The following is a 10,728-nucleotide window of genomic DNA, read 5'->3' as shown; positions in this document are numbered from 1 at the left end:
TCACATGCTATCATGTATTATGTTAGGCCATATTCTGTGCTTCTACGCCATCGTCGTGCGTCTAGTGTTTCTTTTTTTTTTTTTTTTAGAGGGGTATAAGAGACAGGCCCGGGATACTGACCCTGAACGCACGGTCGGTAATTCGCCGCGCCCGCCCCGCCCCGTCGTCGGTCACTCAAGGAGTCTCCATGTCCGCACAGTCCCAGGCCCTGCTCGTCGGCGGTCGCCGCACGCCCGTCGGCAAGTACGGCGGCGCCCTCTCCTCCGTCCGCCCCGACGACCTCGCCGCCCTGACCATCAAGGCCGTGATCGAGGACGCCGGCATCGACCCGTCGGTCGTGGACGAGGTCATCCTCGGCAACGCCAACGGCGCCGGCGAGGAGAACCGCAACGTCGCCCGCATGGCCTGGCTGCTGGCCGGCTTCCCGGACACCGTCCCCGGCATCACCGTGAACCGTCTCTGCGCATCCGGCATGTCCGCGATCGGCATCGCCACCGCGATGGTGCGCTCCGGGATGGCCGACGTCGTCGTGGCCGGCGGCGTGGAGTCGATGTCCCGCGCCCCCTGGGTGATGGAGAAGCCGACGACGGCGTTCGCCAAGCCCGGCGCGGCCTTCGACACCGCGATCGGCTGGCGCTTCGTGAACCCCCGCTTCGCGGACGGCGAGTTCGGGGAGAAGTTCACCTTCTCCATGCCGGAGACCGCCGAGGAGGTCGGCGAGGTGGACGGCATCACCCGCGAGGACGCCGACGCCTTCGCCGCTCGCTCGCACGAGCGTGCGCTGGCCGCCATCGAGGCCGGCCGCTTCACGGACGAGATCGTGCCCGTCGTCGTCACGGGCCGCAAGGGCGCCGAGACGGTCGTGGACACGGACGAGGGCCCCCGTCCCGGCTCCACCCCCGAGGTGCTCGCCGGCCTGCGCCCGATCATCAAGAAGGACGGCGTGGTCACCGCCGGCAACTCCTCCTCCCTCAACGACGGCGCCTCGGCGATCCTCGTCGTCTCCGAGCGGGCCGCCCAGAAGTACGGCCTGACCCCGCGGGCCCGCGTCGTGGAGTCCACCTCGGCGGGCCTGGCCCCCGAGATCATGGGCCTGGGCCCCGTCCCGGCCACCGAGAAGGCCCTCGAGCGCTCCGGCTGGTCCGTGGCAGACCTGGGCGCCGTCGAGCTCAACGAGGCCTTCGCCACCCAGTCCCTGGCCTCGATGCGACGCCTCGGCCTGGACCCGGAGACCGTCAACGCCGACGGCGGCGCGATCGCCCTGGGCCATCCGCTGGGCTCCTCGGGCTCGCGCCTCGTGGTCACGCTGCTCGGCCGGATGGAGCGCGAGGGCGCGGACAGGGGCCTGGCCACGATGTGCGTGGGCGTGGGCCAGGGCTCCGCGATGCTCGTCGAGAAGGTCTGAGCGCATGGCCGACTTCAGCCACTTCACGGCGCTGCGCGTCGAGGAGCGCGAGGACCGCGTCCACGCGCGCATGGACCGCCCGGGCGCGCGCAACGCGATCGACCAGACCATGGTCGACGAGTTCCACGAGCTCTGCGCCCACCTCGAACGCGAGCCGAAGATCCTGATCATCTCCGGCACCCAAGTGGAGTCGAAGCGCGAGCCGGGGACGTTCTCCGGCATCTTCGCCTCCGGCGCGGACATCGGACAGCTGCGCGAGCGCCGCCGCGACGACGCCCTGCGCGGCGTGAACTCGCAGGTCTTCGACCGCATCCACCGACTGCCCATGCCCGTGATCGCGGCGATCGACGGCTTCGCCCTCGGCGGCGGCGCGGAACTGGCCTACGCGGCCGACTTCCGCATCGCCACCCCGGCGCTGAAGATGGGCCAGCCCGAGACGGGCCTGGGGATCACCGCCGCTGCGGGCGCCCAGTGGCGGCTCAAGGAGCTGGTGGGTGAGCCGGTGGCCCTCGAGCTGCTGCTCGCCGGACGGATCCTGGACGCGCAGGAGGCCCTCGAGCTCAAGCTCGTCACCGAGCTGCACGAGCCGGAGGCCCTCCTCGACGCCGCCGACGCCCTCGCCGACCGCATCGCGCAGCAGGACCCGCTGGCGGTGCGGCTGTCCAAGCGCGTCTTCCACCTCCCCCGCGAGGCCCACCCCCACGTGGACGAGATCGCGCAGGCCATCCTGTTCGAGTCCGAGGCCAAGTTCGAGCGCATGCAGGCGTTCCTCGACCGCAAGAAGAAGTGAGGACTGACATGACCGATCAGCAGCACACCCCTGATGCCGCGCCGTCCTCCGTGCCCGCCGTCGTCGGCGTCCTCGGCGGCGGCCGGATGGGCGGCGGCATCGCCCACGCGTTCCTCGTCTCCGGCTCGTCCGAGGTGGTCGTCGTCGAGCGCGACCCGCAGTCGGCCGAGGCCGCCAGGGAGCGCATCGAGGCCGACCTGGCCGCCTCCCTCGAGCGCGGCAAGATCGACGGCGACCTGGACGAGTGGGCGCAGCGCCTGACCGTCACCGTGGACCGGGCCGACTTCGCCCGCTGCGACCTCGTGGTCGAGGCCGTGTTCGAGGACATGCAGGTGAAGATCGAGGCGCTCACCGACGTCGAGGCCCACCTGCGCGAGGACGCCTGGCTCGCCAGCAACACCTCCTCCCTGTCCATCGACGAGATCGCCACGCATCTGCAGCGCCCCGAGCGCTTCTGCGGCCTGCACTACTTCAACCCGGTGCCCGCCTCGAAGCTCGTGGAGGTCGTGATCGGCGAGCAGACCGGTGCGGAGCTCCAGGCCCTGTCCACCGAGTGGGTCCGCGGGCTCGGCAAGACCCCCGTCGTCGTCAAGGACGCCCCGGGCTTCGCCTCGTCGCGCCTGGGCGTGGCGATCGCGCTCGAGGCCATCCGTATGGTCGAGGAGGGCGTGGCCTCCCCCGAGGACATCGACGCCGCCATGGTGCTGGGATACAAGTTCCCGGTCGGCCCGCTGGCCCTGACCGACATCGTGGGCCTGGACGTGCGCCTGGGCATCGCGGAGTACCTCGAGTCCCAGCTGGGTGAGCGCTTCGCCCCGCCGCAGCTCATGCGGGACATGGTGGCCCGCGGCGAGCTCGGCCGGAAGTCCGGCAAGGGCTTCTTCGACTACCGCTGAGCCCCCGGGGCAGGCGCTTTCGAACGGGAGATAGGGCCTATCTCCCGTTCGAAAGCGCCCATTCCCCCGATATCACGTTCGAAAGTGCGGGGCGGCGCGGCTAGCGTGACGGGTATGGACGAGCCCACGCTGCTGCGCACGGCCCTGCCCGTGGCGAACACGCCCGGCCATCACCTGGACCAGCGGCTCTGGCTCAGCCGGGCCGCGCGCCCCGTGGACCCCGAGACCTTCGGCCGGGCCTGATGTCGGCCGACCGCCCCTTCCGCTTCACCCACCGCTGGGCCGTCCCCGCGGACGCCCGGTCCGTGCTGGCCCTGCTCGCCGACCCGGCCGGCTACCCACGCTGGTGGCCGGCCGTCCCGCGCGTCCGTCGCCTGGGCCCCGACCGCGCCGCCGTCCGGCTGCGCGGGTTCGTGCCGGTGCGTCTGACGATGGAGCGTCTCATCGACGACCGCGCCCGCGGCCTTCTGGTCGCGCACCTGAGCGGGGACCTGACGGGCACCGTGCGGGTCACCGTCCACGACGACGGCGCCCCGGCCGGACACGCGCCGCACTGCATCGTGGTGTGGGAGCAGGAGGTGGTGCTCACCTCGCCGTGGATGCGCGCCGTGGCCCGCGTGCCGGGCGCCCGCACCGCGATGGGCCTCAGCCACGCGGCCGCGATGCGCTCCGCGCGTCGGGCGCTCGGGGCGAAGGCCGTGCCGACCGCTGATCCCGCTCGAAGGGCTCGTCCATGACGGCCCGGCGCCCCAGGCCGGCTCAGAGCTCGGCCTGCGCCTCGTTCCACTCGCGGGACAGCGGCGGGCGGGAGAGGCCGTCGAGGAGGCCGTCGGCGGGGTCGATGCCGAGCTCCACGATCCTGTTGTCCGCGTCCACGTGGACGACCTTGGGCTGGAAGTGGCGGGCCTCGTCGTCGTCCATCTGCCCGTAGGCGATGAGGATGACGATGTCCCCCGGATGCACCAGGTGGGCGGCGGCGCCGTTGATGCCGAGCACGCCGGAGCCCCGCTCGCCCGCGATGGTGTAGGTCTCCAGTCGCGCGCCGTTGGTGACGTCCACGATGGACACGAGCTCGCCCGGGAGGATGTCCGCGGCGTCCAGCAGGTCCTGGTCCACGGTCACGGAGCCCACGTAGTGCAGGTCCGCCTGGGTCACGGTGGCCCGGTGGATCTTGGCGTGGAACATGGTGCGCAGCATGCGGCAGAACTCTCCGGATGAGGGGGTGGGTCGGGTCCGAGAGGACCGGTGCTCGATTCTACGCCGGTCCGGAGACGAGGGGCAGGGGCCGACGCCGGCCCGAGGCTCCCGCCCCTCTCGTCGAGGCCCGCAGACACGCCGCCACGTCCTGGCCGTAGCGGCGCGTCTGCGGGCCTGGGCGGGTCAGATCCACGACGGCGGCACTCGGCCCGGCGGCGTCCGCGCGGCCACCAGGCCCCGCAGCTGCCGCACGAACAGCTCCCAGTGCCCCGGCCGGAACACGTCGGCGGTCACCCGGATCACCTCCCACCCCTCCGCGCGGAGGGCCGCGTCCCGCTCGCGGTCCTCACGCCACTGCCGGCGATTCGTGCGGTGCTGATCGCCGTCGTACTCGACGGCCACCTTGGCGTTCGCCCACACCAGATCGACGCGGAGCCGCTGTCCCGTGGCGAGGCGGATGCACGGGTTCACTGCGGGCTCCGGGACGCCGTCCAGGACGAGCCGCGCCCGCAGCCGGCTCTCCTGCGGCGAGTCGGCCCCGGGGCGCACGAGCTCCAGCGCCTCCCGGGCCGCACGGATCCCGCGCACCCGTCCGCGTTCCTCGACGGCGGCGCGCAGCTCGGCCACGTCCGTCACCCCGGGAGGCAGCCGGCGGCGGCGGGCCTCCGTCGGGGCGGTCCGAACCATGCTGTCCCCCAGCGCGACGAGATGCTCGAGCGGTCCGGCCTGCGCGGCGAGGTCCACGAAGGTCCACCCCGGCGCGGTCACGCGCACCCCGTCCACGATCCGCACCGGTGCGTCGGCGCGGAGGCGGTGTGAGCGGATCCCGGCCCGGCTCGACGCGGTGCCGTGGCCGCGCGGGGTCGCGGTGTGCACGGACCGGTCGGCGGCGAGCGGCCCGGTCAGCCACAGGCCGAGCACCCGGGCGGCCGTGACGTGGCTGAACACGCCCTCGGGGTGCAGATCCTGCAGCGCCCGCACGTGGTCCATGGGGTCCGGTTCGACGCCGCGCCGGCCCCAGAGCCCCCAGCCGAGGGAGACCACGTCCCCGCGCCGCAGCCGGGCCGCGCTCACGCCCGCCTCGCGCGCGGCCGGGGTGGAGAACACCGTCGGCGCGCGGAGGAGGCCGTCCAGTCCGCAGCGCATCGGAGGCAGGGGCGCGGGCGAGCGGGGCATGCGCCGAGCGTGCCCGATCCGGGCGGGCCGCCGTCGTCGTCCGCCGGGATCTGTGGACGACGCCCCGCCGAGGCCCGCAGACACGCCGCTACGTCCTGGCCGTAGCGGCGCGTCTGCGGGCTTCGGCGCCACGGCTTGCGCCGCCAGGCCCTCTCCACGACGACGTCACCCGCCCGGCTCCCCCTCCCGCGTGATCCACGTCTCGGCTAGGGTGAGGACCAATAACCGACCGATCGGTCGGGACTCGTCCGTGCCCCCGACACCAGGAGACCTCGTGACCGTCACCGCCCCCTCCCTCCCGGAGATCCTCCCCAGCTACGTCGCCGGCAGCTGGTGGACGCCGTCGCACCCGTCCAAGGTCACCGACGTGACGGACGCGAACACCGGCGCGCGCCTCACCGGCGTCTCCACCGACGGCCTCGACACGGCCGCCGCCATCGAGCACGCGCGCACCGTCGGCCAGCAGGCCCTGGGCGAGCTGACCATCCACGAGCGCGCCCTCAAGCTCAAGGAGCTCGCGCTCTACCTGAACTCCCGCGTCCAGGAGCTCTACGACGTCTCCTTCGCCACCGGCGCCACGCAGCGCGACCACGCCTTCGACGTCGACGGCGGCATCGGCACCCTCTTCACGTTCTCCGGCAAGGGCCGCCGCGAGCTGCCGAACTCCAACGTGATCATTGACGGCGACGTGGAGCCCCTTTCCCGCGACGGTTCCTTCATCGGCGAGCACATCTACCAGCGCATCCCGGGCGTGGCCGTGCAGATCAACGCGTTCAACTTCCCTGTGTGGGGCATGCTGGAGAAGTTCGCCCCGGCCTTCGTCGCCGGCGTGCCCACCGTGGTCAAGCCGGCCACCCCCACCGGCTACGTCACGCAGAAGTGCGTCGAGCTGATGCTCGAGTCCGGCGTGCTGCCCGAGGGCTCGATCCAGCTGATCTCCGGTTCCGCCCGCGACCTGCTGGGCCACCTGGACTACCGCGACCACGTCGCGTTCACCGGCTCCGCCGCCACCGCGGCCACGCTGAAGAAGCACCCGAACGTGCAGGAGGGCGGCGTCCGCTTCACCGCGGAGACCGACTCCCTCAACGCCGCCATCCTCGGCCCGGACGCGGACCCGGAGTCCCCCGAGTTCGAGGCGTTCGTGAAGGCCGTCTTCCAGGAGATGACGGTCAAGGCCGGCCAGAAGTGCACCGCCATCCGCCGGGTGATCGTCCCGCAGGACCGGGTCGAGGCCGTGACCGCCGCCCTCACCGAGCGCCTGGCCGCGAAGGTCGTCCTGGGCGACCCGCGCGTCGAGGGCACCACCATGGGCGCCCTGGCCTCGAAGGAGCAGCAGGGCGAGGTCCGCGGCGCGGTGCAGCGCCTGGTCGACGCCGGCGGTCAGGTCCGCCTCGGCGGCCCCGAGGGCTCGACCGGCGACGCCGACGCCGAGTCCGGCGCGTTCTTCGCCCCCACGGTGCTCACCTTCGAGGACGCACGCACCCCCGAGGTGCACAGCGTCGAGGCGTTCGGTCCGGTCACCTCGGTGATCGGCTACACGGACGTGGCCGACGCCGTGGCCCTGGCCGCCCTGGGCTCGGGATCGCTCGTGGCCACGGTCGCCACGAACGACGGTGAGATCGCCCGCGCGTTCGCCGCCGGGATCGGCGCCCACCACGGCCGCGTGCACGTCCTGAACCGCCAGACCGCCACGACCACCACCGGTCACGGCGCCCCCGTGCCGGTGCTGATCCACGGCGGCCCCGGCCGCGCCGGCGGCGGCGAGGAGCTCGGTGGTGTCCGCGCCGTCAAGCACTACATGCAGCGCACGGCGATCCAGGGCTCCCCTGACATGCTCACCGCCATCACCGGCGTGTGGCATCCGGGCGCCGCGGCCCACACGGTGACCCGCGAGGACGTGGAGGCCGGCACGGCCGTGCACCCGTTCTACAAGTCCCTGGCCGAGCTGACGGTGGGCGACCAGTTCGCCTCCGGCCTGCGCACCGTGACCCTCGAGGACATCACGGACTTCGCGGAGGAGACCGGGGACAAGTTCTACGCGCACACGGACGAGGAGGCCGCCATGGCCAACCCGTTCTTCCCGCGTCGCGTCGCCCACGGCTACCTGCTGGTCTCGTGGGCCGCAGGGCTGTTCGTGGCCCCGGATCCGGGCCCGGTGCTGGCCAACTACGGCCTGGAGAACCTGCGCTTCATCACGCCGGTGACCTACGACGACGCCATCCGCGTGACCCTGACGGCCAAGCGCATCACCCCGCGCGTGAGCGACGAGTACGGCGAGGTGGCCTGGGACTGCCGGATCCACAACCAGAAGGACGAGCTCTGCGCCCAGTACGACGTGCTGACGCTCGTGGCCAAGACCTGGCCGATGGCCCCGTCCGAGACCTCCCAGGGCTGAGCCCCCCTGCTTCGACGGGCCGTCCCGTGCGCCCGCTGCGCGCCGGGCGGCCCGTCGTCGTCCCCGGGAACAAGGAGCGTGCCCGGGGCGTTCACCTGTACGTCCCATTCGGACCGCGAGAGAAGAAGGTCGACACACATGTCCGAGTTCACCCGTTTCGAGCAGGTCGCCGTGCTGGGCACCGGCGTGCTGGGTTCGCAGATCATCATGCAGGCGGCGTACCACGGCAAGAAGGTGATGGCCTACGACGCCGTCCCCGCCGCCCTCGAGGGGATCGAGCGCCGCTGGGCGTGGATCCGCCAGGGCTACGAAGCGGACCTCGGGGAGGGCTACGACCCGCAGCGCTTCGACGAGGCCATCGCCCGCATCACGCCGACCTCGGACCTCGGCGAGGCCCTGGCGGATGCGGACATCGTGGTCGAGGCCGTCCCGGAGAACCTGGAGCTCAAGCGCAAGGTGTGGGCCCAGGTGGGCGAGCTCGCCCCCGCCACGACCCTGTTCGCCACGAACACCTCCTCCCTGCTGCCCTCGGACTTCGCCGACGCCAGCGGCCATCCGGAGCGCTTCCTGGCCCTGCACTACGCCAACCGCATCTGGGCGCAGAACACCGCCGAGGTCATGGGCACCGCCGCCACCTCGCCGGAGGCCGTCGCGGGAGCCCTGCAGTTCGCCGAGGAGACCGGCATGGTCCCCGTGCACGTGCGCAAGGAGATCCCGGGCTACTTCCTCAACTCCCTGCTCATCCCGTGGCTGCAGGCCGGCTCCAAGCTGTACATGCACGGAGTGGGCAACCCGGCGGACATCGACCGCACCTGGCGCGTGGCCACCGGCAACGAGCGCGGCCCGTTCCAGACCTATGACATCGTGGGCTTCCACGTGGCCGCCAACGTCTCCCGCAACGCGGGCGCCGACTGGCAGCGCGGCTTCGCCGAGCTGCTGGAGAAGAGCATCGCCGAGGGCCACAGCGGCGTGGCCGACGGCCAGGGGTTCTACCGCTACGGGCCGGACGGGGAGAACCTCGGCCCGGTGGAGGACTGGAACCTGGGCGACAAGGACACCCCGCTCGGCTGACCTCCTCCGCTGACGGATCAGGGGCCGTCCGGTGCGCACCACGCATCGGGCGGCCCCGACGCATGCCCCCGCCGCTTCCTTGTGGCATCCGTCACAGCGCACGTAGAGTCGGGCCATGACGACCTCCCGACTCCCCCTGCTCGGCGCCCTCGCCGTGGGCGCGCTCGCCCTCGCCGGGTGCGCGGGCGGCGCAGAGCCCTCCTCCCCCGCCCCCTCGTCGGCGTCGTCCACGACGACGGCGGCCTCGTCCGCGTCCACGTCGCCCGCGGCCAGCAGCTCCACGGCCCCCACGTCACCCGCGGCCAGCGCCTCCACGGAGAGCACGGCCAGCGCCTCCGCCTCGGGCAGCCTGTCCCTCGAGATGCCCGCCGCGCTGGATGGGCAGCGGACCCTGGCGGTGCAGGCCGCCGTGCAGCGGGCCGCGGGGCCGGGGTCCGAGGTGGGGCTGAGCGCCGCCTCGCCGCTGGAGCGGCAGACGGAGCTGCGCCAGCGGGCCGACGGCCTGGAGCAGACGGTCGACGCCGGCGCGAGCCCGGCGCCCACCCGCAGCGCGGAACAGCAGGCCTGCCTGGACGCCACACGCTCCGCCCTGGAGCGGGACGCCGAGGCCGGGGCGGCGGACCTGGGGCTCACGGCCCAGCCGGAGACGGCCGCCACCACCGGCGGCGGGCCCACCACGACGCCGGCGCCCTCCTTCACGGCGTCCCCCGACACCGAGGTCACTCCGCTCGGCGTGCGCGTCACCGTGTACCCCACGGAGGAGGCCGCCCGCGCCGCCCTGGAGGACGCCCGAGCGGCGGCGCAGGCCTGCACCGGGGTGGACCTGGCCGGGCTCGACGTGGAGAGCGTGACGCGGACCGAACACGAGGGCGGCACCGCCTACACGGCGCTCCCGGCCCCCGGGGGGTCCGTCTACTCCCACCTGACGGCCGTGCAGGACGGCGCCCGCACCGTGGCCGTGGCCCAGGCCGACGCGGACGGCGGGGTGCCCGCGGACGCCGAGGACCGTGCGACCTCGATCGTGACCGACGTGCTCGCCTCGCTCGACGGCGAGGGCTGAGGACAGAGGCCCCTCAGCCCCGCAGACCCCCGAGCACCACGCCCGTGACGGCGTCGATCATCTGGCCCGGTCCCTGCTGGCCGGGGACGCCGCGATCCGGCCGGTACCAGTCGACGATCGAGTTGATCATGCCGAGCGCGAGGCGGGCGAGGTTGCGCGGGGTCACGTCGGAGCGCACCGCACCCGCGGCCTGGGCGGCCTCGAGCAGGTCCCCGAAGCGCCGGGTGATCTCACGACGACGCTCGACGGCGGCCACCTCGACCGCCGAGTTCCCGCGCAGGCGCAGCAGCAGGGTCACCTCGGGCTGCTTCTCCGCCAGCACCCCGAGCGTGCCGCGGATGGCCGCCTCGACCTGCGCGCCGGCGTCGGACCCGCTGGCCACCACATCGTCCAGGCACGCCTCGAGGGCGTCGAGCGCCTCCGTCACCGCGTGGTCGAGGATCGCCTCCTTGGACTCCACGTGGTGGTAGATCGCGGACTTGGAGATGCCCAGGTGGGTGGCGAGCATGCCCATGGACGTCGCCTCGTAGCCGTGCCGGTTGAAGAGCTCGACGCACTCGGCCAGCAGCTGGCTCCTATACACATCTGACGCTGCCGACGAGCGCATAAGGGAGGAATTTCAGTGTCTGCAGTTCATTGAAAACAAGATTAAACAAGTAACACGGCTCTTGAAGATATTCATAACGATGTACTAGAAAGAAGTAGGTAGAAGAAAATAAAATGATTATATGAATAGA

The 10,728-nt window shown here is 72.5% G+C and carries 11 protein-coding genes; 8 read left to right on the top strand and 3 right to left on the bottom strand.

Annotation, left to right across the window (positions count from 1 at the left end; translation table 11 throughout):
• Positions 1-188: 188 nt before the first annotated feature.
• The 5 genes from FLM69_RS10050 to FLM69_RS10035 all read left to right on the top strand — a co-directional run bounded on the left by FLM69_RS10050 (position 189) and on the right by FLM69_RS10035 (position 3,829).
• On the top strand, positions 189-1,406 hold the full coding sequence (locus tag FLM69_RS10050) for a thiolase family protein (RefSeq protein WP_141844095.1): 1,218 nt from the start codon (positions 189-191) through the stop codon (positions 1,404-1,406).
• A gap of 4 nt (positions 1,407-1,410) precedes the next feature.
• Positions 1,411-2,196, top strand: coding sequence for an enoyl-CoA hydratase/isomerase family protein (locus FLM69_RS10045; RefSeq protein WP_141844093.1), 786 nt, complete (start codon positions 1,411-1,413; stop codon positions 2,194-2,196).
• Positions 2,197-2,204: 8 nt separating this feature from the next.
• Positions 2,205-3,092 (top strand): 3-hydroxyacyl-CoA dehydrogenase family protein, encoded by an 888-nt coding sequence (locus FLM69_RS10040; protein ID WP_141844091.1) that lies wholly within the window; start codon positions 2,205-2,207, stop codon positions 3,090-3,092.
• Positions 3,093-3,206: 114 nt separating this feature from the next.
• Positions 3,207-3,335 (top strand): hypothetical protein, encoded by a 129-nt coding sequence (locus tag FLM69_RS11620; RefSeq protein ID WP_255502815.1) that lies wholly within the window; start codon positions 3,207-3,209, stop codon positions 3,333-3,335.
• On the top strand, positions 3,335-3,829 hold the full coding sequence (locus FLM69_RS10035) for an SRPBCC family protein (RefSeq protein ID WP_141844089.1): 495 nt from the start codon (positions 3,335-3,337) through the stop codon (positions 3,827-3,829). The genes FLM69_RS11620 and FLM69_RS10035 overlap by 1 nt, the downstream gene beginning before the upstream one ends.
• Positions 3,830-3,851: 22 nt before the next feature.
• Here the strand turns inward: FLM69_RS10035 and panD are convergent, their stop codons facing one another.
• Together panD and FLM69_RS10025 are read right to left on the bottom strand one after the other, a co-directional pair.
• Positions 3,852-4,289 (bottom strand): aspartate 1-decarboxylase, encoded by a 438-nt coding sequence (gene panD / locus FLM69_RS10030; RefSeq protein ID WP_010080090.1) that lies wholly within the window; start codon positions 4,287-4,289, stop codon positions 3,852-3,854.
• 183 nt (positions 4,290-4,472) lie between these two features.
• Positions 4,473-5,465: a DUF559 domain-containing protein gene (locus tag FLM69_RS10025; RefSeq protein WP_141844087.1), complete on the bottom strand. Its 993-nt coding sequence runs from the start codon at positions 5,463-5,465 to the stop codon at positions 4,473-4,475.
• A 274-nt stretch (positions 5,466-5,739) separates the two neighbouring features.
• Between FLM69_RS10025 and paaZ the strand changes: the two genes are divergently transcribed.
• From paaZ to FLM69_RS10010, 3 genes are all read left to right on the top strand, one after another.
• A complete protein-coding gene (paaZ, locus tag FLM69_RS10020; protein WP_141844085.1) occupies positions 5,740-7,860 on the top strand; it encodes a phenylacetic acid degradation bifunctional protein PaaZ in 2,121 nt (706 codons plus the stop codon).
• A gap of 138 nt (positions 7,861-7,998) precedes the next feature.
• Positions 7,999-8,931 (top strand): 3-hydroxyacyl-CoA dehydrogenase, encoded by a 933-nt coding sequence (locus FLM69_RS10015; protein WP_060973751.1) that lies wholly within the window; start codon positions 7,999-8,001, stop codon positions 8,929-8,931.
• Between the two features lie 115 nt (positions 8,932-9,046).
• Positions 9,047-9,991 (top strand): hypothetical protein, encoded by a 945-nt coding sequence (locus FLM69_RS10010; RefSeq protein ID WP_141844084.1) that lies wholly within the window; start codon positions 9,047-9,049, stop codon positions 9,989-9,991.
• A 13-nt stretch (positions 9,992-10,004) separates the two neighbouring features.
• Here FLM69_RS10010 and FLM69_RS10005 read toward each other — a convergent pair whose 3' ends face one another.
• On the bottom strand, positions 10,005-10,574 hold the full coding sequence (locus tag FLM69_RS10005) for a TetR/AcrR family transcriptional regulator (protein WP_255502814.1): 570 nt from the start codon (positions 10,572-10,574) through the stop codon (positions 10,005-10,007).
• Positions 10,575-10,728 lie beyond the last annotated feature (154 nt).

Origin of the sequence: Micrococcus sp. R8502A1, assembly GCF_006704135.1 — a bacterium.
Taxonomy (GTDB): Bacteria; Actinomycetota; Actinomycetes; order Actinomycetales; family Micrococcaceae; genus Micrococcus; species Micrococcus luteus.
This window is presented reverse-complemented; position numbering and strand designations above follow the sequence as displayed.

Excerpts from the sequence above, each read along its gene's own strand:
- panD (WP_010080090.1), bottom strand. The coding sequence starts at position 4,289 with ATGCTGCGCACCATGTTCCACGCCAAGATCCACCGGGCCACCGTGACC.
- FLM69_RS10050 (WP_141844095.1), top strand. The coding sequence starts at position 189 with ATGTCCGCACAGTCCCAGGCCCTGCTCGTCGGCGGTCGCCGCACGCCC.
- FLM69_RS10035 (WP_141844089.1), top strand. The coding sequence starts at position 3,335 with ATGTCGGCCGACCGCCCCTTCCGCTTCACCCACCGCTGGGCCGTCCCC.
- FLM69_RS10010 (WP_141844084.1), top strand. The coding sequence starts at position 9,047 with ATGACGACCTCCCGACTCCCCCTGCTCGGCGCCCTCGCCGTGGGCGCG.
- FLM69_RS10045 (WP_141844093.1), top strand. The coding sequence starts at position 1,411 with ATGGCCGACTTCAGCCACTTCACGGCGCTGCGCGTCGAGGAGCGCGAG.
- FLM69_RS11620 (WP_255502815.1), top strand. The coding sequence starts at position 3,207 with ATGGACGAGCCCACGCTGCTGCGCACGGCCCTGCCCGTGGCGAACACG.
- FLM69_RS10015 (WP_060973751.1), top strand. The coding sequence starts at position 7,999 with ATGTCCGAGTTCACCCGTTTCGAGCAGGTCGCCGTGCTGGGCACCGGC.
- FLM69_RS10025 (WP_141844087.1), bottom strand. The coding sequence starts at position 5,465 with ATGCCCCGCTCGCCCGCGCCCCTGCCTCCGATGCGCTGCGGACTGGAC.
- FLM69_RS10040 (WP_141844091.1), top strand. The coding sequence starts at position 2,205 with ATGACCGATCAGCAGCACACCCCTGATGCCGCGCCGTCCTCCGTGCCC.